Source organism: Ahrensia kielensis DSM 5890 (assembly GCF_000374465.1).
GTDB lineage: Bacteria > Pseudomonadota > Alphaproteobacteria > Rhizobiales > Rhizobiaceae > Ahrensia > Ahrensia kielensis.
This window is the reverse complement of record NZ_KB894528.1, coordinates 524,533-546,961: the sequence shown is the minus strand read 5'-3', so window position 1 is coordinate 546,961 and position 22,429 is coordinate 524,533. Positions and strand designations below refer to the sequence as shown.

Below are 22,429 nucleotides of genomic sequence, written 5' to 3'. Positions count from 1 at the left end.
ACTAAGATCATGACAGCGCATCGCCCTATTAAAATCGCCCCTTCAATTCTTGCCTCTGATTATTCAAAACTTGGACAAGAAATTCGTGATGTTACAGAAGCCGGTGCAGACTGGATTCACCTTGATGTAATGGATGGCCATTTTGTGCCAAACATATCTTATGGACCTGATGTTATCGCGAAACTTCGCCCCCATACGGATGCCGTGTTTGATTGCCATCTCATGATTTCGCCCGTTGATGTCTATCTTGAGAGCTTTGCAAAAGCAGGATGCGACATCATTACAGTTCATGCAGAAGCAGGACCGCATCTTCACCGTTCGTTGCAAGCGGTTCGCAACCTTGGCAAAAAAGCGGGCGTTGCGCTTAATCCTGCCACACCGATAAGCATTGTCGAGCAAGTGATTGATATGGTTGATCTTGTACTTGTGATGAGCGTGAACCCTGGCTTTGGCGGACAGAAATTCATTCACTCGGTTACAGACAAAATGGCTGATCTTCACGCACTTATTGGTGACCGCCCAATTGATCTGGAAGTCGATGGCGGTGTTACCGCGCAAACAGCAATTGATTGCGCGAAAGCCGGTGCAAATGCGCTGGTGGCCGGTTCTGCTGTCTTCAAAGGCGGGACAATTGATTCCTACCGTGATAATATTAATGCGATTAGAAATGCAGCTGAGGCCAACCGCCCTTAACCTTCGAGGTTTGCAATGAATATGATCCGTTTTTTGACACCCCGTATCGTCCCTGCTGTGCTTCTGACATTGTCCAGTAGCGTTTCTTTAGCTGGTGATTTTTCAACGTTAAATGTGCTTGGATTTTCACAAGACGGTTCGATTTTTGCTTTTGAGGAATATGGCATCCAAGACGGTTCTGGTTTTCCTTATGCCAACCGCTTCTATATCGACACGGCAACCGACAGTTTTGTGAGCGGCTCGCCGATACGAAAACGTCTTGAAGATGAAAATGCGAGCGTTAATGATGTGCGCGATATGGCGGCACAATCCGGCAGCGCTATCATTGAAGATGATGAATTGGTTGACGGCTTTGTTGCGGGCCTAAACAGCGTCACAGAAACATCTGCTGACCCTTACCGTATGGCGGTGAATCCGCGCCCTGTGGTTCCGCCAATTGATGCTGAAATTGAGTTTCGCTTGAAAGAACTGCAATTTGCAGCATCTGGCAGTTGCGCTGGCATTACCGAATCGTCAGTTGGTTTTAAACTAACGCAAATCGCGACAGAGGCTGGTCAAAAAGCAAAAGTGCTTCATGAAGATGTAAGTATTCCCACTTCACGCAGCTGCCCGACAGGGTATCGTATTGGCGGTGTTTACACCTATTATCCGCCTGCATCTAAGCCCGTCTATGCGGTTACGATCGCCGTTAAATCCTTCGGGTTTGAAGGGCCAGACTATCGCTGGATGGCTGTGACGACACACGCTGAAGCCAGTAATTAAACCCAGAAAGCATTTATGTCCGCACTCAAAACGAGATTAGTACAAGCGCTGCCGCCTGCCTATGCGTCGCTTCTGCCTTGGGTTTTCTGGACCTTGGTTTGCGGCACCGCTTGTCTCGTAGCTTTGATTTATACGCGAGGCTGGGCATTGGGCGAGCAAACCATTGCGGTTACATCGCTCTACGCGCTTGGTGCCGCGCTTGCTTTTTGGCCTTCGCTTTATTGCGCACGTCTGTTTGCGCCTAAAGCAGGCCGCCTTCGGTTTTTCTGGCTGATCGTGTTTTTAGCGGGCGGCACCATCTTTTTTACCAGCGTTTTATTCGCCCTGCAGTTTCGTCTATATTTCTCACAATGGCATGGTCCTGCTTTTTCTAAGCTATGGATATGGCAGCAGTTTTTCACCGCTGGCAGCGCGGTCTATACCTATTTTGTGTTGGGTCTTCGGTTTTATTTGCCGATTGGCATTATCGGTCTTGCGATAACAAGCTGGTGGTTAAACCGTCAGCCGGATTGAGAATTGCACCATCATCTGTTAGGCGGTGCAGCATAAATTAACGTAATGATGAGTTTTACCCATGATACCTCGCTATTCACGCCCGCAAATGGTCGATATTTGGTCGCCTGAAACCAAGTTTCGCATTTGGTTTGAAATAGAGGCGCATGGTTGTGATGCGCTTGCTGATCTTGGCGTTATTCCTAAAGATGCAGCCGCGACGATCTGGGAAAAAGGCAATGCAGCGACTTTTGACATTGACCGGATTGATGAGATCGAGCGCGAAACCAAGCACGATGTTATCGCGTTTCTAACGCATCTGGCCGAAATCGTCGGCGAGCCAGCGCGTTTCGTGCATCAGGGCTTTACCTCATCTGACGTGCTCGACACGACGCTAAGTGTTCAGCTCATGCGCGCAACCGATCTTTTGCTTGAAGATATGGATAAGCTGCTTGCAGCAATCAAAAAACGTGCTGAAGAACACAAATATACAGTGTGTATTGGTCGCTCGCACGGCATTCACGCCGAGCCCGTGACATTCGGTCTTAAAATGGCGCAAGCCTATGCTGAATTTGACCGATGCAAAGCGCGGCTTCTAGCGGCACGTGAAGAAATCGCAACTTGCGCTATCTCTGGCGCGGTTGGCACATTTGCCAATATTGATCCTGCGGTTGAAGAACATGTTGCTAAGTCATTGGGTTTGAAAGCAGAACCTGTTTCAACGCAGGTCATTCCGCGTGACCGTCATGCGATGTATTTTGCCGTTCTTGGTGTTGTGGCCTCGTCAATTGAGCGCCTTTCAACAGAAGTGCGTCATTTGCAACGAACAGAAGTTTTGGAAGCTGAAGAGTTCTTCTCTAAGGGCCAAAAAGGCTCGTCCGCAATGCCGCATAAGCGCAACCCTGTGCTTACAGAAAACCTGACAGGCCTTTCACGCATCGTACGTGCATTCGTAACCCCTGCGCTTGAAAATGTGGCGCTTTGGCATGAGCGCGATATTTCGCACTCATCTGTGGAACGCATGGCTGCACCGGACGCAACTGTCACGCTTGATTTCGCGCTGGCACGTTTGACCAATGTGATTGAAAATCTGGTTGTTTACCCTGAACGTATGCTTGCCAATATGGATGCGCTTGGCGGACTTGTGCATTCGCAGCGCGTTTTGCTTGCGCTCACTCAGGCTGGCGTTAGCCGTGAAGATAGCTACCGCCTTGTACAGCGCAATGCGATGAAGGTTTGGGATGCTTATCAGCAACGCTTGCCGAACCCGCCAGTATTCCTCGACGAACTGCTTGTCGATGAAGATGTCCGCAAGGCGCTGAGCGAAGAGCAAATTCGTGATAAATTCGACATTGGCTATCATACCAAACATGTTGATACGATTTTCACCCGCGTCTTCGGCTAATGCCCGCCGCCCACATCGCGCTCGCCATTCTGGTGGCCGCGATTTATGGCACTGCCTTTGTTGCCATTCAATATGCCGTTCTTGAGATCCCGCCGCTTATGGCGACGGGGTATCGCTATGTTTTTACGGCGCTGCCGCTGATTTTCTTTATACGCAAACCCAATGTTGCTTGGCTGCATTTAGCAGCTTACGGCATCATGCAGGCTGTCGTAATGTTCGGCATCATTTTTACGGCAATCAGAATGGGCATGCCGCCTGGCCTTGCATCGATGGTGGTGCAGCTTCAAGTCTTTTTCACGGTCTTTTTTGCTTTCGCGCTGATGGGTGAAAAGCCAACACCTAAACAAATTTTAGGCGCTGCTATCGCTATTTTCGGTGTTGGTATTATTGGCTGGGGGCTTGGTGCATCCGCGCCGCTTGTTCCGTTTTTTATGACCATCGCGTCTGCTGCCGCATGGGGTATTGCAAATATCATCTCTAAAAAAGCAAAGCCAAATTCTATGCTTGGCTATGTGGTTTGCTCAGGTGCATTTGCGCCGCTACCGCTCTTTGCGCTTTCGAGCCTGATTGAAGGCACCAATTTTGGAATATTGCCTGTCTGGCCGCCGAGCCCCATCGTCATCGCTTCGATTTTATATCTTGCCTATCCAACAACCGTATTGGCGTTCACAGCTTGGGTATTCCTGCTGCAAAAGCATAGCGCTGCGGCCGTGACACCGTTTGCTTTGCTCATTCCGATTTTCGGCATGGGATCAACGGCAATCATGTTTGGTGAACCTTTGAGCGCAATAACGCTTTTTGGTGCAGCACTTGTATTTATCGGCCTTGCCGTTGCTGTGATTAGGCGACGAACAATTCGTGTATTCAAGCAATGATTTTTATTTGTCCCGTTGACATTTGCCTTTCAAACCCCACTTTGCATCCATGAAAATACGTGATGCAAATATTCTGATTATTCCTGGTTACAAGGGTGCCGATGAAGACCATTGGCAATCGCGGTGGGAGGCTAAAATGCCGAACGCCACCCGTATCCATCAAGCTGAGTTTAACAAGCCAGTTTGTGAGGATTGGAAGAAGGAAATCGAAACCGCCATTCTTGCCAGCGACAAGCCTGCAATATTGGTTGCGCATTCGCTTGGCGTTGCGGCGGCTGTTCACGTTTTAAGTGAAAATGACGATGTCAAAATGAAAGTTGTCGGCGCGTTTTTTGTCTCGCCGCCCGATGTTTCTAATCCGAAAATTCGACCCAAGCATCTCATGACATTTGGCCCCTATCCAACGGGCCCAATGCCCTGCCCGACATTTGTAATCGGCAGCGTCAATGACAGTTTTTCTGATCAAAAACGCATGCAAGAAACAGCGGCAGATTGGGGCGCGTTCTTTGTTGATGCTGGTGAAAGCGGGCATATTAACAGCGAAACAGGCCACGGGCCTTGGCCTGAAGGGCTTATGGTGTTTGCCGAATTTATGAAGCGCCTTTAATCAATAGCCGCCATCAAGTTTAGTTTCTTTGCCGCCTTTGGCAGCGGCAAGGAACTGAGTCGCGCCCGCGCTGATCAAACCTGTTTCAAAGCCCAATGCGATAAATTGAAAACCCATTTGCGTAAATCGCGGCGCATCACTTGGATCGACCGAGAAGATACCTGCGAATTTATTGGCGGCCTTTGCCTTTTTCGCAATGAGCGCAATGGCTTCCATCATATCTTCACGCGTGGGATCAACACTATCGCCATTTGTCCAAGCAATCGACAGGTCGGAAGGCCCAACAAAGACGCCATCAATGCCTTCGACGCTAAGAATATCATCCAGCGCTGCCAAAGCCTGTCGGGTTTCAATCATTGCAAGTGAAAGCGTATCCTTGTTGGCGCTTTTTAAAAACGCGTTGCCGCCTTCCAAACCACGCAAAGATTGCGCGCGCGGCGCACCCCATGAACGGCTGCCCAGCGGCGGAAATTTCATAGAATCAGCAAATGTTTTTGCATCCTCTGCCGAATTGATCATCGGTGCGATAATTGCATCCGCGCCCATATCAAGCGCGCGCGATGCCATGTCGTTGCGGCCAACCGGAATGCGCACAACGGCGCATTTTTGCCGATTGATGATCGCTAAAAGCCCATCCCAGACAGATTTTTCATCGTGGCCGCCATGCTGCATATCGAGCGTGACAGCATCAAATTCAGTGGTTGCAAGCTGGTCAACCAAATCAACAGAAGGCAGCGACGACCATGCTGTTAGAAGCGTGTCGCCGCGGGACAATTGTTGTGCCATTTGATAGGGTTTAGCCATCTGGGAGGTAGTCCTTTAGTCGTTTTCGATCTGCTTAATTGCTATGTCGATCAATTCAACCATTTTGGCACGAATATCTGTATCGCTGATTGCAACATTGGCCTGATCTAGATCGCCGCGCACTTTGCGGAACACATCTTCATCGCCGGCTTCTTCAAAATCAGACATAACCACTTCTTTTGCGTAAGCAGCAACTTCATCGCCTGTTTTGCCGAGTTTTTCTGCAACCCATTCGCCGAGCAATCTGTTGCGGCGTGCTTCGGCTTTGAAACGAAGTTCGGCATCATGCGCAAATTTGTTTTCAAATGCGTTTTCGCGATCTTCAAGGCTCATGTTTCTCTCCAAATTAGAAATGTTTATCTACTGTCATTAGATGCGATTTAACGCAGACAAAATCAATCACCGCGTCCAACTTTATAAAACATGTGTGTTTATTAAAAAAACCGTGGCATTTCAGCCCATATCCACGACTTGGTGTTTGTACCTTGCCTATAATTGGTTTATCTGAGCGCATATTGTTTCAGTGGCCGACGTCGGCCCTCCCACACAAGCGAGCATTTGCATATGAAACAGCGCCGCCGCATTTATGAAGGCAAAGCCAAGATTCTCTATGAAGGACCGGAGCCAGGCACTCTCATCCAGTTCTTTAAGGATGACGCAACCGCGTTTAACGCTAAAAAGCACGATGTTATTGAAGGTAAAGGCGTTCTGAATAATCGAATTTCAGAACATATCTTCACGCGCCTTGGTGCACTCGGTATTCCGACACACTTTATCAAACGGTTGAACATGCGCGAGCAGTTGATCCGTGAAGTCGAGATCATTCCGATTGAAGTTGTTGTGCGCAATGTTGCCGCTGGCAGCATCGCAAAGCGTTTGGGCCTTGAAGAAGGCACCGTTCTGCCGCGCTCCATCATCGAATTTTACTATAAAAACGATGAGCTTGATGACCCGATGGTCTCTGAGGAACATATCACGGCCTTTGGCTGGGCTAACCCGCAGGAAATCGACGATATGATGGCGATGTCCATTCGTATCAATGATTTTCTATCCGGCATGTTTATCGGCATTGGTATCCAGCTTGTGGATTTCAAAATCGAATTTGGACGCCTGTTTGAAAACGACACGATGCGCGTTGTATTGGCCGATGAAATTTCGCCAGACAGCTGCCGTTTGTGGGATGTGAACAGTCAAGAAAAGCTTGATAAAGACCGCTTCCGCCGTGATCTTGGCGGCCTTGTGGAAGCCTATACAGAAGTTGCACGACGCCTCGGCATCTTGAACGAAAATGACACACCGCGCCCAAGCGGACCAACATTGGTGAAGTGAGACTTTAGATGATCAAAGCACGCGTTATCGTAACCCTGAAAAATGGTGTTTTGGACCCGCAGGGCAAAGCTATTGAAGGTGCCTTGAGCGCACTTTCATTTAGCGGTGTCGATCAGGTTCGCCAAGGCAAAGTGTTTGATATTGCTGTTGAACATGATGACAAAGCCAAAGCTGAGGCAGACATCAACGCCATGTGCGAAAAGCTTTTGGCCAACACAGTGATCGAAGATTACAAGGTGGAGCTGGTTTAATGAAAACCGCAGTCATTCTTCTTCCCGGCCTTAACCGCGACCGCGATATGATTGCGGCAATCACCCATATTTCTGGCGAGCCGCCTGTTACTGTGTGGCAGACGGATACAACCATTCCCGATGTTGATTTGATCATCGTGCCGGGTGGTTTTTCCTATGGTGACTATTTGCGCTGCGGTGCAATTGCTGCGCGTATGCCTTTCATGAAGGCATTGAAGGAAAAAGCAGCCCAAGGCGTTAAAGTTATTGGCGTGTGTAACGGCTTTCAAATTCTGCTTGAGGCAGGTCTTTTGCCCGGTGCATTGATGCGTAACGCATCACTTAAATTCGTTTGCCGCGAAGTTGAATTGGAAGTGTCAAACGCTTCAACCGCGTTTACAAGCGGTTACAGCCAAGGCCAAATCATCCGCTGCCCTGTTGCGCATCATGACGGCAATTATTTTGTCGATGATGCAACGCTCAAAACACTTCAAGATGATAACCGAATCGCCTTCCGCTATGCCAATGGCACCAACCCGAATGGTTCAATCGACAATATTGCAGGCATTTTGAACGCTGAGGGCAATGTGCTCGGCATGATGCCGCATCCTGAGAACCTCATCGAACATGCCCATGGCGGCGTTGATGGCCGTGCCTTGTTTGAAAGCGCTCTTGGGCTTGTCGCCGCTTAATAATTATCCTTATTTTTGAGCGACTTATAATATTTTTGGCGTGACGCGTGGAACATATCTAAGTTCTGAAACAGCGCCGCGCCAAAATCGCAGATTTCTGCTTCTTATTCCGCATCACATAATAATACGTGCCGCTATCAAGTTTTGTGCGAACACGATTGCTGTTTGCACAAAGCTGCGGCAACATAGTAAAAATTACCGCCGGACAACCATGCAAATGAACGGTCATGCGGATGTCTTCACCAACAAAACAACATTGCCACCATGCCCATTTGGCACTCTGGCTCTGATCAAAGGCAAGCTCTTTATGGTTCGATCTATTAGCTCAAATGCTCCGGCGAAACGGTTGGTGGAAAAAACGCGCCCTTGGAAAAACCTAGCGGCAATTCTGCCCGTCATGACACTTGCGCTTTCTGGCTGCACAACCAGTGAACCTGTTGCAGGGCCGCTATCAGGTGAATTTGAATCTAAAAACGCCACAGCGCTGCTTCAAAACATCAATTCATTGGGACTTAAATGTTGGATCAAGTCCGGGGACAAGGCATTTAGGGGGTTCGCCCTCGTCCCCGAACTCGATACGCGCAGCGGCACTCCGCGCATATTGATCGTGCATAAAGGCAAATCTCAAGGTTTGCCGCAGCTGGTGATTGAAGCCACTGGAAGTCCTGTAAAGCTTCAAACATATGGCCCGCTAACATCGTCGCCAGTCTCAACCCGCATTAATAGCGACATCATCGCTTGGAATACGGGCAAGCATAAATGTTAGTCGGCGTATTAGCGTAATTTTGAACGAAAAACGGTTTCCCTTTCGCGGGAAAACCATTCGCCTGATGGTTTTTTAAGCCGCTTAACTTCCTACAAATGCTCTAGCTGTCAGAACGCACATACATCGGAAAGGATTTGCGGATTTCAATATCCGCATCCTCAACCGAAATACCGATATCATGCAGACTATGATGATCGAGCTTCATCAAATTATAGCGCGTGCGGCGCTTTTGGAGCTTCGCAACAGACATCGCTACAGCCACTTTTCCCCATGTGCGAAATGGAACCATGTCCATTGCATCAAAATTTTGAGTGCCAATCCGTACAGATTGATCTTGAAAGCGCATTGTATCGATTGTACCCATTTTATTTCTCCAGTCTAAAAATTTGGGTTACATTGTTGCAGTATTTTGATATATTGAACTAATAATTGTATCAATATAGTGAATTGACACCATGACAAATTGGCTCCCTGAACTGTCAGAAGACAAAGGTCCGCTCTATGTGCGGCTTGCTGACGCGATTGAACGCGACATTAGTTCGGGTACATTGCCTGCTGGTTCCAAATTGCCCCCGCACCGCAATCTGGCTTTTGATATTGGCGTTACGGTTGGCACGGTGAGCCGTGCTTATGGTGTTGTGCGTGAGCGCGGGCTTGTCGCTGGCGAAGTTGGCCGCGGCACTTATATCAAGTCCCCTGCCGCAGACCGAAATTCCACATCCAACAGCTTGAGCCGTTACAATGGCTTGCTGCCCAAAGCGCATCCTGAATTAATTTTGATGAATTCGACCTCTGCGCCAGAAGTTGGTCAGGCAAAAATGATCGCCCGCATTTTCAGTGAAATTGCAGAAGAAGACCCCAAGGCGATCTCCGATTATTTGCGCCATATTCCCGATAGTTGGCGTGAAGCTGGTCGGCGCTGGGTCGAGCGCAATGATTGGTCGCCTTCGCTGGAAAATATCCTGCCCACACAGGGCTCCCACGCGGCTCTGGTTTCTGTGCTCAACACGGTCACGGGAACCGGCGACCGGATTGCCTTTGAAGAACTGACCTATCCCGCCACGGTGCGCGCCAGTGCATTGATGGGCAGGCGCGCGATTAAAATTGCCACAACAGATCAAGGGCTTGATCCTGATTCGTTTGAGCATGTTTGCGCCCAGCAGCATCCTAAGATTGCGGTCATCGTATCAACCTTCAACAATCCGACACTGACGACTATACCGCTCGAAAACCGGTTGAAAATCGTTGAAAGCGCACGGCGTCACAATGTTCTTTTGCTGGATGACGACACTTACGGCGTGCTTGACGTTGATGCACCGCCGCTTTTTTCTGAATTGGCACCGGAGCGCACTTTTCATGTGACGTCCTTATCCAAATCGGTTGCAGCTGGTCTTCGCTCTGGCTTTGTTGTGTGCCCAACGGGTTATGCAAACCGTGTGATGAATGCCCACCGTTTGATTACAGGCAGCGCACCGCGCGCAATCATGGAAATTTCAACACGGCTTATTTTGTCGGGTGAAGCCGATCAGATCATGGCTAAGGTTGCCATTGACACATCAGCACGCATCGAAAAAGTACGTGCGGCGCTTGCTGGCTTTGAATTTCGCAGTGATCCGCGTTGTCCTTTCGTCTGGTTGCGCCTGCCAGAACCTTGGCTTCCGAGCACATTTTGTAAGGCTGCCCGTGCGCAAAATGTTGTTGTGGAAGAAGCTGATGAATTTAAAGTTGGGCAAACGGAATATGCAGTGCCGTTTGTGCGCGTTGGCATTACAGGCGAATTGGAAGCTGATCGGCTTGATGACGGGCTTGCTGTGCTCAAACAATTGCTTAAACAGCCTGCCCTTGCCTATGATACCATTGAATAAGCACGATTTAACTGTGGCATCGTGCAGATAGGGCTGTAAACGCTCGTCATGATCGGCTATCAGAAGGCCAATCAAAAACGCCCGAATTTGCTGGATTGTCATGAAAATCAACAATACCGCCCCGATTACCGAAGCCCTCATTGCTGCGCACGGTTTGAAGCCTGATGAATATGAACGGATTTTAAAGCTGATCGGCCGTGAGCCGAGCTTTACCGAGCTTGGTATTTTCTCGGCAATGTGGAACGAACATTGTTCGTATAAATCGTCCAAGAAATGGCTACGCACGCTGCCAACAACCGGACCGCAAGTCATTCATGGCCCGGGCGAAAATGCCGGCGTTGTCGATATTGGCGATGGTGATTGCGTTATCTTCAAAATGGAAAGCCATAATCACCCGTCTTATATTGAGCCTTATCAAGGTGCTGCGACAGGTGTTGGCGGTATTTTGCGCGATGTCTTTACAATGGGCGCGCGGCCAATTGCTGCAATGAATGCGCTGCGCTTCGGCGAACCTTCCCATACAAAAACAAAGCATCTGGTCAATGGTGTTGTTGCTGGTGTTGGCGGTTATGGCAATGCGTTTGGCGTGCCAACTGTTGGCGGCGAGGTTGAGTTTAATGCGCGTTATAACGGCAATTGCCTTGTTAATGCGTTCGCAGCAGGTATTGCAAAAACGGACGCGATCTTTTTGTCGGAAGCCAAAGGCGTTGGCCTGCCGATCGTTTATCTTGGCGCTAAAACTGGCCGCGACGGTGTTGGCGGCGCAACAATGGCGTCTGCAGAATTTGACGAGACCATCGAAGAAAAGCGCCCGACCGTTCAGGTTGGCGATCCGTTCACTGAAAAGTGCCTTCTGGAAGCTTGCCTTGAATTGATGAAAACTGGTGCGGTGATCGCTATTCAAGATATGGGCGCGGCAGGTCTTACCTGCTCTGCTGTTGAAATGGGCGCGCGCGGCGGACTTGGCGTAGAGCTGATCCTCGACAATGTGCCGATCCGCGAAGACCGCATGACAGCCTATGAGATGATGCTTTCTGAAAGTCAGGAACGCATGCTCATGGTTCTCGACCCAACGCGGGAAGAAGAAGCCAAAGCAATTTTTGTCAAATGGGGTCTCGACTTCGCAATCGTTGGTAAAACAACGGATGATTTGCGTTTCCGTGTGATGCATCAGGGCGAAGAAGTTGCCAATTTGCCGATTAAAGAACTTGGCGATGAAGCGCCTGAATATGACCGTCCGTGGATTGAGCCCGGCTTATGGAATCCGATGGCTTCTTCAGAGTTTCCGGAAGTTGAAGATTACGGTCGGGCGATATTATCGATGCTTGGCTCTGCCAATCTTTCCTCACGCCGCTGGGTGTGGGAGCAATATGACACGCTTATTCAGGGTAATTCTTTGCAACTACCTGGCGGTGATGCCGGTGTTGTGCGCGTTGAAGGCCATGAGACCAAAGCATTGGCTTTCTCATCGGATGTGACACCGCGCTATTGCGAAGCTGATGCGTTTGAAGGCGGCAAACAGGCTGTTGCTGAATGTTGGCGCAACATCACGGCCACAGGTGCCGAGCCTTTAGCATCCACCGATAATTTGAACTTTGGCAATCCTGAACGTCCTGAAATTATGGGCCAGTTTGTCAAAGCGATTGAAGGCATTGGTGCGGCATGTTCTGCTCTTAATTTTCCAATCGTATCGGGCAATGTGTCGCTTTATAATGAGACATTTGGCGAGGCTATTTTGCCCACGCCAACGATTGCTGGTGTTGGCATATTGCCAGACTGGAACCAGATGGCACGTATTGGCACAATGCAAGACGGCGACCATGTGTTTGTGCTTGGCGGTGATGGCACGCATCTTGGCCAATCAATCTATCTCGACATTTTGCATGAACGCAATGATGGTCCGCCGCCGCCAGTCGATCTCGCGATTGAAAAGCGCAATGGTGATTTTGTGCGCTCTGCCATCCGCAATGGTCAGGTAACGAGCTGTCATGATTTGTCGGATGGCGGCCTTGCTATCGCGCTTGCTGAAATGTGCATGGCGTCTGGTAAAGGCATGGATGTTGATCCGGGCGACGCTGAACTGCCGCACGCATTGCTGTTTGGTGAAGACCAAGCACGCTATATCGTGACTGTTCGCGATGAAGATGCAAACTTCTTTGCGATCAATGCGGAAACAGCGGGCGTTCCGTTCCGTGATCTTGGCATTGTGGGAGGTGATACGCTAACATTGACGGGAATCGTATCGACCACCATATCAGTAGCAGACATGCGCAACGCACATGAAAACTGGTTCCCGCATTATATGAGCGCCGACCAAGCGCCAATGGCGGCCGAGTAGGAGAACACTCAATGCCAATGAACGCCAATGACATCGAAAAGATGATCAAGAACGCCATTCCTGATGCCACAGTTACGATTCGTGACTTGGCTGGCGATGGTGACCACTATGCCGCTGAAGTTGTATCGGAAAGCTTTCGTGGTCTTTCCCGTGTGAAACAGCATCAGATGGTTTATGCAGCATTGGAAGGCAATATGGGCGGCGTTCTGCATGCCCTCGCCTTGCAAACATCTGCCCCTGACTAAGCAAATCATCTGGCGCGCTGTGCTGGCTGGCAGAAATGTCATCCAGCATTTGCAAGAAAGACGCATATCAAGGCTGGAATTTGTCTAAGGCCATCGCTACATTGCAGCTAAACAATTTAACGAACAGGAATATGCCATGAGCATGAACGATTTCATCGATAATGAAGTGAAAAACAACAACGTCGTGCTTTTCATGAAAGGCACACCGGATTTCCCGCAATGCGGTTTTTCAGGTCAAGTTGTTCAGATCCTTCAATATTTGGGCGTTGATTATAAAGGCATTAATGTACTTGCTGATGATGATCTGCGCGAAGGCATTAAATCATATTCTGATTGGCCAACTATTCCGCAGCTTTATGTTAAAGGCGAATTTGTTGGCGGCTGCGATATTATCCGCGAGATGTTTCAGGCAGGCGAGCTTCAAACGCATATGAGCGATGCAGGCGTGGAAGTAAAAGTAGCCAGCTGATCTACCATGAGCATCCCGCAATCAAACTTGCTGGGAGAAGGTGCGGCCCAAGCGTTTGAGACGCAATCTCAGGCGTGCGGCCGAATGGGCTCGCCCTTCATGGAAAAGCTGTGTGCGTTGATTGCTCAAAACGGCTTTGCGTCAGGTGCGGTTTTTAATCGCATCAATCATTGGAACGGCACCATTGGCAATAGCGGTGATGCCGTGCCTTTGCGTTTGGCGGGCGCGTTTCACTGGCTTGTTCTTGATGACGCAGATGCAGGCTTAAAGAGCGTTTATCCTCCGAACAATTCTAGCGATGCAGAATTGCTGTCGGCAGTTAATCAGGCTGTTATCAAACATGCTGATTTTATTCTTGAATATTTGAAATCCGCGCCACAAACCAATGAAGTCGGCCGTTCAGCGCTGCTTCTGCCAGCTTTTCTGTCTTTGAATGCGCAATATGGAATGCCGTTTTCTCTGTTTGAAATTGGCTCTAGTGCCGGTTTAAACCAAAACCTGCCGCATTTTCATTATGACTACGGCTCTTGGCAATGGGGCGATGCAGCATCGCCTGTTCAATTAAACTGCGAATGGCGCGGCAAACAACCGCCCGTCACGAACGGCGATATTTACTTTTCAAAAGTTCAAGGCTGTGACTTGGCGCCCGTGCCTATTTCGACAGACAAGCAGCGCGTGAAGCTTTCCTCCTATGTATGGCCAGATCAAACAGAGCGCTATGAACGCCTGTCCGGCGCGCTGGCGCTGGCAAGCAAATTTGCACCTGCGGTTGACGCATGCCAAGCAGCTGAATGGCTTGGCGAGAAACTTAGCACTGCACCAGAAGATGGTGTGCACAGTATAATCATGCATACCGTTATGTGGCAGTATCTATCAAAAGAAGATCAGGCGCTTTGCGAGGCACACATCAATGCCTTTGGTGCGCGCGCTCATGCTCGCGCTCCCGTATCGTGGCTACGCTTCGAGGCAGATGATAATAGCCCCGGCGGTGCGCTTACACTCACCCATTTTGATGGAACGTCTAAGACGCCGCGCACAAACATCCTTGCGCGTGCAGATTTTCACGGGCGATGGATAGAGTGGTCACCAAATCTAGGCAAAGCTTGAACGCGCCATCGGGGCGCGTTTTGTTTTTGTCACAATTGAAATTGTCAGTAGACAGCGCCGCTGCATGCGGCATAGGCAAGCATTAAAGAGGAGTTCGCCAAATGAGCAAAACAGACAAGTGGAACATATATCTTTCCGGTGAGATCCACACAGATTGGCGCGAACAGATTCAAACCTCGGTGTCAGAAGCTGGACTACCTGTCATTTTCAGTGCGCCGGTAACGCACCATGAAGCATCCGATGATTGCGGTGTGGCGATCTTAGGCGCAGAAGAAAACAAGTTCTGGCATGACCATAAAGGCGCGCAGATTAACGCGATCCGCACCCGCACGCTCATCGGCAATGCTGATATTGTGGTTGTGCGTTTTGGCGAGAAATATAAGCAATGGAACGCTGCCTTTGATGCAGGCTATGCCGCAGCACTTGGAAAACCGCTTATTATTATTCATCAAGACGAACATGCCCACGCGCTCAAGGAAGTTGATGCGGCAGCGCTTGCTGTTGCTAAAACACCGGCACAAGTTGCTGATATTTTGCGCTATGTGATTGAAGGCAAACTTGCTGGTTACAATGATAAGTGAACCGGTAAAATTTGCTGGCTTTGAAGAAAGATCGCTTAAGTTTTTGACAGCGCTCGGTTTTCACCAAAACCGCGAATGGTTTCATGAAAACAAAGATCTTTATCTACAACTTGTCAAAGAGCCTATGGGCGATTTGGTCGAGGCGGCATCTACACGCTTTGCTAAGCTTGATATTCCTTTGCATGGCACACGCAAAACATCGCTTTATAAAGTCAATCGTGATGTGCGCTTTGCAAAGAATAAAGATCCATACAACACCCATGCTTCTGCGGTTTTAACGCGCAATGGCACGAAGAAAGACGGCTCAGGCGCCTATATGCACTTTAAACCCGGCAATTGTCTTTTTGCTGCCGGTGTCTGGTATCCTGAACCTTTAGAGCTGCGCGCTTTGCGTGAAACGATCATTAAAAGGCGCGGTGAATTTCTTGAAATCGAGCATAATCTGGCAAGCAAAGGCTTGTCTTTTGACAACGAGAAGGCTCTAAAGCGCGTACCGCCTGCGTTCAAACATATTGAAGATTTGGACTTGCAGCGGCTACTCAAACAAAAGAGTTTTACGGTCACACGGCACGTTGAGGATGCAGATATCCAAAGCCCTGCTTTGATTGAAACTCTTATCGAATTGACCCAAGACACGATGCCCCTCATGCAGTTTTGCTGGCGGGCGATGGACCCGCTACGGGACCAGTAACGGAGTGACTTTTGACGGATTCTGTTCAAACTAAAACGGCCCCTGCTCAAGCCTTGAAAAGCGAGGAATTTATAGCAGGTAACCCGATCAAACGCCCGATGTTCATTGCAATGATTGCGATGTTGATGGCGCTTAATGCGCTCGCGATTGATATTATTTTACCTGCTTTTCCTGCGATGCTTGACACTTTTGGGCAGGATATCGGCAATAAAGTGCAATATGTTCTATCAGCCTATTTGATCGGCTTTGGTATTGCGCAGCTCTTTTATGGTCCGATTACGGATAGTTTTGGCCGCCGCTCACCACTCTTTTTTGGCATGACGCTCTATATTATCTTCGCATTTGCGGCTGTCTTTGCACCAAGTTTTGAAATGCTGCTGTTTTGCCGTGTGATGCAAGGCGTTGGTGCTGCATCAACGCGTGTTATTGCCGTTGCTGTTGTGCGTGACACGCATTCTGGCCGCGCGATGGCATCGACTATGTCACTTGTCATGATGGTGTTTATGGTGGTGCCTATTTTCGCACCGATGATTGGACAAGGAATCATCATTTTCGGCGATTGGCATTTAATCTTTCTCTTTATGGCAGCGATTTGTGCCGTTGTGCTTGTCTGGACGGCGCTGAAAATGCCCGAAACGCTGCCCGTTGAAAAACGACGCGAGCTAACGCTAAAATCAGTTCTAATTTCTTTCAAACTGATTATCACGAACCGTCTTGCATTTTTCTATGCGCTTGCAACCGCGTTCTTTTTCGGCGGTTTGTTTGGCTTTCTAAATGTTGCACAACCTATCTACGGCGATGTTTACGGGCTTGGCTCATGGTTTCCCATTGCCTTTGGCTCAGTTGCTGTCTTGATGGCAATATCATCCTTTGCAAACTCCAAACTCGTTGGCACATTTGGCCAGCGCCGTTTGGCACATAGCGCTCTATTGGCATTCTTTGGCGCGGCTGTGCTGCTTGTTGTCTCATCGATTGGCGGCAACCCACCCTTCTGGGTATTCATGAGCATTCTTGCGCTTGCCATGCCGCTATTTGGGCTCATCGGCGCGAACCTCAACTCACTGGCAATGGAGCCGCTTGGCGCTGTGGCTGGTACGGCGTCTTCTGTGCTTGGCTTTATGCAAACGGTGGGCGGCGCTTTGGTTGGTGCAACGATTGGCCAATATTATTCTGGTCAAGTTTTAGACCTTGCAACGGGCTTTGCACTGGTATCAGGCATTGCAATTGTGTTTGTTTTGGTTGCTGAAAAAGGCCGACTATTTGGCACTGCCGCCGACATTCAAAGAGGCTAACGCACCGCTTTACCGCGTTAATTATCGAGCGCAGTAAAATCAAACAATGTACGGTCAAGTAAATGGCCTGGCCGTACATGAGACAGCGCGCGCAAGATTGTATCTTTTCGCCCCGGTGCCCGTTTTTCAAGATCAGCTAAAAAACGCTTCATTGAATCGCGCTGCAAGCCATCCTGACTGCCGCAAAGATCACAGGGAATTATTGGGAACTGCATCGCCTGCGCGAACTTCTCGATATCAGGTTCGGCTGAAAAACTAAGCGGGCGAAGCACGGTCAAATCTTTTTCATCATTGATCAGTTTTGGCGGCATTGCCTCCAACCGCCCGCCATGAAACATATTCATGAAAAACGTTTCAAGAATATCTTCGCGGTGATGGCCCAGCACCAATGAGGAACACCCCTCTTCGCGCGCGACACGATACAAGTGACCGCGCCGCAGCCTTGAACAAAGCGCACAATAGGTTTTGTTTTCAGGTATTTTATCCGTAACGATGGAATAGGTATCGCGGTATTCTATGCGGTGCGCAATGCCGTGCTTTTCAAGCCATTGCGGCAAAATATGTTTTGGAAAATTCGGCTGCCCTTGATCCAGATTGCAGGCAAGCAGGTCCACGGGCAATTCGCCACGCTTTTTCAAATCCAGCAAAATGGACAATAGCGCGTAAGAATCTTTACCGCCTGAAATGCCCACCAACCAGCGTGCGCCCTCTTTGACCATTGAAAAATCATTCAATGTGGTTTGCACCTGACGCGTCAAACGCTTGCGCAGCTTATTAAATTCTGTGGTGCTCGGCGCGTCTGCAAACAAGTCTTGCGCGACACGATCTATAGTGATGTCAGGTGCGATGTTCATAGTAATTGCAAGTATCGGGTGGCGTGAATTTTAGCAAGCACCATAGTGACTGCAATTAATATGGAGAACACAATGAATTTTCAATTCCGCGCTTTGGATAGCCAAGAATTTGCACATCTACCCGTGTAACGCGTGCTTAATCGGCGGCAACGCTGTTACCTTCTGGCTGCCCAAATATAATATTGATAGGTGGATGGGCCGCCAGCACCCTTTAACGCATCTACTTGCAATGCAGGCAGGCTTGTGAGCTTCCAACCATCGTCCTGCCAATCTTTCACACAATTGGCCTCTTCACAGATCACAAGCAGTGCTTCACGCTTGAAGTCTTTCATATCAAGCCAAGGATTATACGCAGGGTTAGTCTGAAAGATAGTTTGTTTTTTTCCCTCGGCGGAAAATGCCATGCCGTAGGTGAGCGTATTGTCGCCGCCAAATGCAAGCAAACGATCATATCCAGCCTCGTGCCAAATTGCTTCGGCTTGCTGCGCCAGTTCTTCATAAGGCATTACGGAAATGCCTCTTGGTTTTGCAAGGTCCGCATTTTTTAAAAATGGTGAAGCGATCAATGCCACTGTGCAAAAAAGAGAAAAGACAAGCGGCCCGACCCATGGCCTTAATTCAAATTTTTCTGCTGGCAAAAACAGCACAACCAAAAGCGGCGCGACGATATGAATGGGTAAGGACCAGTTACTGGTTAGCGGCGTCCACATCACAAGAGCAATCAGCATTGCCGCAATGATTGGCCCAACAAAAGCCCAAAGGATGATGGCAACCATCGGGTTTTTAAACTTTTGCGGCACATGGGAAAAGTTGAAAATTTGCAGTCCTTCATGAAAGGACCGAAAAAACGCCAATGCAACAAAGCCAGGAAGTAGATAGACAATCTGTCCAATGAAGAACTCTGCCTGCCTGTAGATGATATTGCTTATGCTGTCGTTACCTTGTTCACTTGCCGCAAAGACGAAGGGCCGGAAATCATTATCGATCAGCCAAATAATGTGCGGCAGTAAAACGGCGAGGAACACAGCTGTTGCCACCAGCCCAACACGCCCAAACACCATGGAGCGTATATGTGGCACGGTCATCGCGTGAATAAACAATGTGATGATAAGCGTGGCGGAGAAATATTTGGACAGCATCGCCAAGGCAGCAACCAGCCCTAATGCTGCGGCATCGATCAGCCTGCCTTTTTCATACAATCGAATATAGAAGAAAATGGTTGCAGCCCAATAGGGCAACATGGCGGCATTTGCATTGTAACGGATTGCCTGAAACCCAAGCAAAGGCATAAACAATGCGATCAGCAATGTGCAATCTTGCTGTCGCTCATTTAGAAAACGGCGCGCGATCACAATCATAAACCCAAGGCTTATGGTCAAATTGAGCGCCGCAAGAAGCCAATAATTTAGTCTTGTTCTGGGAAAGAGCTCAAACCAAGCGGCAACTGTCCAGCCAAATAAGGGTGGGTGCGCATCATTGCCCCACTGCCATCGGATGCCCCAGACATAGTTTTCAAACATGTCGCCATAGCTGTCGAAGCTAATCTGCGAAAGCAGCGGGAAAATTGTCCAGAAAACAAGCGTAGCTAGGAGATAATAAAAAATGCGCGTCGATATGGGATACATATCGCCGCGCATTGAAATAGTTTTCGTCACAGTAGAATTAACGTGAGTAGAATTCGACTACGAGGTTTGGTTCCATCATGACTGGGTATGGCACATCGCCCAATGAAGGAACGCGCACATATTTTGATGTCATTTTAGTGTGATCAACTTCGAGGTAATCAGGTACATCGCGTTCAGCAAGCTGAGTTGCTTCAATAACAAAAGCAAGCTGCTTAGATTTTTCACGAACTTCAACAACATCGCCTTCTTTCAGGCGGTATGATGGAATGTTCACGCGTTGGCCGTTCACTTTAACATGGCCGTGGTTCACGAACTGGCGTGCAGCAAAGATCGTAGCAACGAACTTTGAACGGTAAACCATTGCGTCCAAACGGCTTTCAAGCAAACCGATCAAAAGATCAGGTGTATCGCCTTTACGGCGTGATGCTTCGTCGAAAGTTTTACGGAACTGTTTTTCAGAAATGTCGCCGTAGTAGCCTTTAAGCTTCTGCTTGGCACGTAGCTGAACACCGAAGTCAGACAATTTGCCTTTACGGCGCTGACCGTGCTGGCCTGGGCCATATTCGCGGCGGTTAACAGGTGACTTTGGGCGACCCCAAATGTTTTCGCCCATACGGCGGTCTAATTTGTATTTTGTCGATTCGCGCTTGCTCATCGCATTTCCTTTCAAGTTGTATTGCCCAACACATAATGTCTTGGGTCAAGGAAACGCGCCCTCCTCTGATAGCTATTGCCATCTGACAGAACCAGTTACGCACGCATTGTATGTAATGGCTCACGGGACACGTAAAAAACCCCGCAGAAGCGGGATGGCTGCACTTATGATTATTTGCGCGATTTGTCAAACCTTATGCCGCACTAATCCTGATTATTAGGCATGCACGCCTTTGACTAGGCCAAAATCATTTAAACGGAAAGAATATGCTGATCGCAATTATGGAAACGATGCCGACAATAATGTTCATCGGAACGCCAATTTTGAGAAAATCAGTGAATTTATAATTGCCCGCACCATAAACCAGCGTGTTTGTTTGATAGCCAATCGGCGTTGCAAAACTGGCGCTGGCAGCAATCATAACAGCAACAAGAAACGGCCTTGGATCAACGCCAAGCTGCGCGGTCAGTGAAATGACAATCGGTGTTAAAATAACAGCGACCGCATTGTTGGTGACAATCTCTGTTAGGAAGGACGCAATCACATAGACCGCGATCAGCGTTACCAAGAGCGGCAAGCCTGTCAAATATGGCACAATGGCAGATACAACCAGCTCCACAGCTCCGGTTGCTTCTAATCCTGCACCGACAATCAGCATCGAAAAGATAAGGATAAGGATTGAGCCATCAATCGAACTCCAAGCCTCATCATTATCAATGCAGCGCAGCAATAAAATGCCGACAACACCGACAATTGCTAAAAGACTGATTGGCAAAATGCCAAATGCGGCAAAGGCGACAATGCCTATTAGCGTTAAAATGGCAATGGGTGCTTGCCTGCGGCGAAACGCACGCGCGGTAGGCTCTGTTATTGATACAACATCGCCCGATGCCGCCAATGTCTGAAAACCAACGGTGTTGCCTTGCAAGAGCAGCTTATCAGAGGGACGCAAACGCACGCTGGCAAGGTCAGAGCCTGCAATATGTTGAGGGCGATATGCACCAAGCACACGCACACCCGCACGGCGTCCTAAAGCAAGGTCAGAAATACGTATACCGCGCTGCGAGCGCTGCGCTGTCACAATGGCCTCAGCGATATGCACATCTGAATCACTGTCAGCATCTGAAAAACTGCGCAATCCGACGCGCAGCCCAGCCTCTTCGGCCAATGTTAGCAGTTCAGATGTTTTAGCAATCACAATGAGCGCATCGCCTTTTTGAAGCACACAATCATTGATATCAGATCTGCTTATCTTACCGCCGCGCCGAACGCCTGTTGTGCGCACACCAGCGCGCTGCAAATCAGGAATATCTTTGATGGCTTTGCCGATACCAGCATAGCCCGCAAGCACGGTAATCTCGGATAGAAAAGGTGTCTCCTGATCTTCTTCGTTTGCGCCGTCATGTTCACGGTTTGGCAAAAGGAAACGGCTTAACACCACCATCGCAGCCCCGCCAAACAGTGATACGGCAAGGCCAACGGGTGCGATTTCAAAGATCGTAAAGGGTTCAATGCCGCTTTGGCGCGCAACACCATCAACGAGAATATTCGTTGATGTGCCAATCAATGTGATGCTTCCACCTAAAATAGCAGCATAAGAAAGTGGGATTAAAAGCCGTGTCGGTGCAAGGTTTAAACTTACCGCAAGGCGGATAACAACCGGAATTAAGACCAGCACAACGGGCGTATTATTCATAAAAGCGGATGCGGCAATCGTTGCCAAAAAGAAAGCGACAATAGCAATCACAGGCCGCACAACGGCATATTCAATGATAAAATTGGCGATTGCGTCCAAAACACCTGTTCGAACGAGCGCGCCCGACACGACGAACATAGCTGCAATGGTAATCGGTGCCGAATTGGAGAAAACGCCCATAACATCGTCTGTGGGCACCAGTCCAAGAATGATAAAAAGTGCGGCAGCACCCGCTGCTGTTACTTCTGGCGGGTATTTTTCCCAAACAAAGGCGGCAAATAGCAATCCAAGGATCGCAAGTGCAATATAGGGAGCATATGGCGCTAGTACTGCCGTCATATTACCTCTGCGAAATT

At 49.0% G+C, this 22,429-nt stretch carries 25 protein-coding genes; 18 read left to right on the top strand and 7 right to left on the bottom strand.

Annotated elements, in window-relative coordinates; all coding sequences use genetic code 11:
• Nucleotides 1–9 precede the first annotated feature (9 nt).
• The 6 genes from rpe (at nucleotide 10) to C504_RS0102635 (ending at nucleotide 4,834) form a co-directional block, all read left to right on the top strand.
• Nucleotides 10–693 carry a ribulose-phosphate 3-epimerase gene (gene rpe / locus C504_RS0102660; RefSeq protein ID WP_018687758.1) on the top strand — a complete coding sequence of 228 codons (684 nt, stop codon included), beginning with the start codon at nucleotides 10–12 and terminating at the stop codon, nucleotides 691–693.
• Between the two features lie 15 nt (nucleotides 694–708).
• On the top strand, nucleotides 709–1,455 hold the full coding sequence (locus C504_RS0102655; protein ID WP_018687757.1) for a DUF2259 domain-containing protein: 747 nt from the start codon (nucleotides 709–711) through the stop codon (nucleotides 1,453–1,455).
• Nucleotides 1,456–1,470: 15 nt separating this feature from the next.
• A complete protein-coding gene (locus C504_RS17065) occupies nucleotides 1,471–1,968 on the top strand; it encodes a hypothetical protein (protein WP_018687756.1) in 498 nt (165 codons plus the stop codon).
• 61 nt (nucleotides 1,969–2,029) lie between these two features.
• Nucleotides 2,030–3,352 carry an adenylosuccinate lyase gene (gene purB / locus C504_RS0102645; RefSeq protein WP_018687755.1) on the top strand — a complete coding sequence of 441 codons (1,323 nt, stop codon included), beginning with the start codon at nucleotides 2,030–2,032 and terminating at the stop codon, nucleotides 3,350–3,352.
• On the top strand, nucleotides 3,352–4,227 hold the full coding sequence (locus C504_RS0102640) for an EamA family transporter (protein WP_018687754.1): 876 nt from the start codon (nucleotides 3,352–3,354) through the stop codon (nucleotides 4,225–4,227). The genes purB and C504_RS0102640 overlap by 1 nt, the downstream gene beginning before the upstream one ends.
• 49 nt (nucleotides 4,228–4,276) lie before the next feature.
• Nucleotides 4,277–4,834: an RBBP9/YdeN family alpha/beta hydrolase gene (locus C504_RS0102635; protein ID WP_018687753.1), complete on the top strand. Its 558-nt coding sequence runs from the start codon at nucleotides 4,277–4,279 to the stop codon at nucleotides 4,832–4,834.
• Here C504_RS0102635 and C504_RS0102630 read toward each other — a convergent pair whose 3' ends face one another.
• Nucleotides 4,835–5,638: an HpcH/HpaI aldolase family protein gene (locus C504_RS0102630; RefSeq protein ID WP_018687752.1), complete on the bottom strand. Its 804-nt coding sequence runs from the start codon at nucleotides 5,636–5,638 to the stop codon at nucleotides 4,835–4,837.
• A 15-nt stretch (nucleotides 5,639–5,653) separates the two neighbouring features.
• Nucleotides 5,654–5,971: a DUF1476 domain-containing protein gene (locus C504_RS0102625; RefSeq protein ID WP_018687751.1), complete on the bottom strand. Its 318-nt coding sequence runs from the start codon at nucleotides 5,969–5,971 to the stop codon at nucleotides 5,654–5,656.
• Nucleotides 5,972–6,202: 231 nt separating this feature from the next.
• On the opposite strand from C504_RS0102625, the gene purC reads away from it, so the two are divergent.
• From purC to C504_RS18225, 4 genes are all read left to right on the top strand, one after another.
• Nucleotides 6,203–6,967, top strand: coding sequence for a phosphoribosylaminoimidazolesuccinocarboxamide synthase (gene purC, locus C504_RS0102620; RefSeq protein WP_018687750.1), 765 nt, complete (start codon nucleotides 6,203–6,205; stop codon nucleotides 6,965–6,967).
• 8 nt (nucleotides 6,968–6,975) lie between these two features.
• Nucleotides 6,976–7,218, top strand: a complete 243-nt coding sequence (gene purS / locus C504_RS0102615) for a phosphoribosylformylglycinamidine synthase subunit PurS (protein ID WP_018687749.1) — start codon at nucleotides 6,976–6,978, stop codon at nucleotides 7,216–7,218.
• Nucleotides 7,218–7,889, top strand: a complete 672-nt coding sequence (gene purQ, locus C504_RS0102610; RefSeq protein ID WP_018687748.1) for a phosphoribosylformylglycinamidine synthase subunit PurQ — start codon at nucleotides 7,218–7,220, stop codon at nucleotides 7,887–7,889. The genes purS and purQ overlap by 1 nt, the downstream gene beginning before the upstream one ends.
• Before the next feature lie 211 nt (nucleotides 7,890–8,100).
• Nucleotides 8,101–8,655 (top strand): hypothetical protein, encoded by a 555-nt coding sequence (locus tag C504_RS18225; protein WP_169385074.1) that lies wholly within the window; start codon nucleotides 8,101–8,103, stop codon nucleotides 8,653–8,655.
• 100 nt (nucleotides 8,656–8,755) lie between these two features.
• Here the strand turns inward: C504_RS18225 and C504_RS0102600 are convergent, their stop codons facing one another.
• Entirely contained in the window at nucleotides 8,756–9,019 is a 264-nt protein-coding gene (locus C504_RS0102600) for a DUF1127 domain-containing protein (protein WP_018687746.1), read from the bottom strand.
• A gap of 91 nt (nucleotides 9,020–9,110) precedes the next feature.
• On the opposite strand from C504_RS0102600, the gene C504_RS0102595 reads away from it, so the two are divergent.
• From C504_RS0102595 to C504_RS0102560, 8 genes are all read left to right on the top strand, one after another.
• Nucleotides 9,111–10,520, top strand: a complete 1,410-nt coding sequence (locus C504_RS0102595; RefSeq protein WP_018687745.1) for an aminotransferase-like domain-containing protein — start codon at nucleotides 9,111–9,113, stop codon at nucleotides 10,518–10,520.
• A 100-nt stretch (nucleotides 10,521–10,620) separates the two neighbouring features.
• Nucleotides 10,621–12,858, top strand: coding sequence for a phosphoribosylformylglycinamidine synthase subunit PurL (gene purL, locus C504_RS0102590; protein ID WP_018687744.1), 2,238 nt, complete (start codon nucleotides 10,621–10,623; stop codon nucleotides 12,856–12,858).
• A gap of 11 nt (nucleotides 12,859–12,869) precedes the next feature.
• Nucleotides 12,870–13,103 (top strand): BolA family protein, encoded by a 234-nt coding sequence (locus C504_RS0102585; RefSeq protein ID WP_018687743.1) that lies wholly within the window; start codon nucleotides 12,870–12,872, stop codon nucleotides 13,101–13,103.
• Between the two features lie 136 nt (nucleotides 13,104–13,239).
• Complete coding sequence (grxD, locus tag C504_RS0102580; protein WP_018687742.1) at nucleotides 13,240–13,572, top strand: Grx4 family monothiol glutaredoxin; 333 nt, start codon at nucleotides 13,240–13,242, stop codon at nucleotides 13,570–13,572.
• 6 nt (nucleotides 13,573–13,578) lie between these two features.
• Nucleotides 13,579–14,679 (top strand): DUF2332 domain-containing protein, encoded by a 1,101-nt coding sequence (locus C504_RS0102575; protein ID WP_018687741.1) that lies wholly within the window; start codon nucleotides 13,579–13,581, stop codon nucleotides 14,677–14,679.
• Nucleotides 14,680–14,780: 101 nt separating this feature from the next.
• Nucleotides 14,781–15,260 (top strand): YtoQ family protein, encoded by a 480-nt coding sequence (locus C504_RS0102570; protein WP_018687740.1) that lies wholly within the window; start codon nucleotides 14,781–14,783, stop codon nucleotides 15,258–15,260.
• Entirely contained in the window at nucleotides 15,250–15,951 is a 702-nt protein-coding gene (locus tag C504_RS0102565) for a DUF2461 domain-containing protein (protein WP_018687739.1), read from the top strand. The genes C504_RS0102570 and C504_RS0102565 overlap by 11 nt, the downstream gene beginning before the upstream one ends.
• Before the next feature lie 11 nt (nucleotides 15,952–15,962).
• Nucleotides 15,963–17,243: a multidrug effflux MFS transporter gene (locus C504_RS0102560; protein ID WP_018687738.1), complete on the top strand. Its 1,281-nt coding sequence runs from the start codon at nucleotides 15,963–15,965 to the stop codon at nucleotides 17,241–17,243.
• Between the two features lie 17 nt (nucleotides 17,244–17,260).
• Here C504_RS0102560 and ttcA read toward each other — a convergent pair whose 3' ends face one another.
• The 4 genes from ttcA to C504_RS0102540 form a co-directional block, all read right to left on the bottom strand.
• Entirely contained in the window at nucleotides 17,261–18,097 is an 837-nt protein-coding gene (ttcA, locus tag C504_RS0102555) for a tRNA 2-thiocytidine(32) synthetase TtcA (RefSeq protein WP_018687737.1), read from the bottom strand.
• 155 nt (nucleotides 18,098–18,252) lie between these two features.
• A complete protein-coding gene (locus C504_RS0102550; protein ID WP_156815831.1) occupies nucleotides 18,253–19,752 on the bottom strand; it encodes a glycosyltransferase family 39 protein in 1,500 nt (499 codons plus the stop codon).
• Nucleotides 19,753–19,759: 7 nt separating this feature from the next.
• On the bottom strand, nucleotides 19,760–20,377 hold the full coding sequence (rpsD, locus tag C504_RS0102545) for a 30S ribosomal protein S4 (protein WP_018687735.1): 618 nt from the start codon (nucleotides 20,375–20,377) through the stop codon (nucleotides 19,760–19,762).
• Nucleotides 20,378–20,624: 247 nt separating this feature from the next.
• On the bottom strand, nucleotides 20,625–22,412 hold the full coding sequence (locus tag C504_RS0102540) for an SLC13 family permease (RefSeq protein WP_018687734.1): 1,788 nt from the start codon (nucleotides 22,410–22,412) through the stop codon (nucleotides 20,625–20,627).
• Between the last annotated feature and the right edge of the window lie 17 nt (nucleotides 22,413–22,429).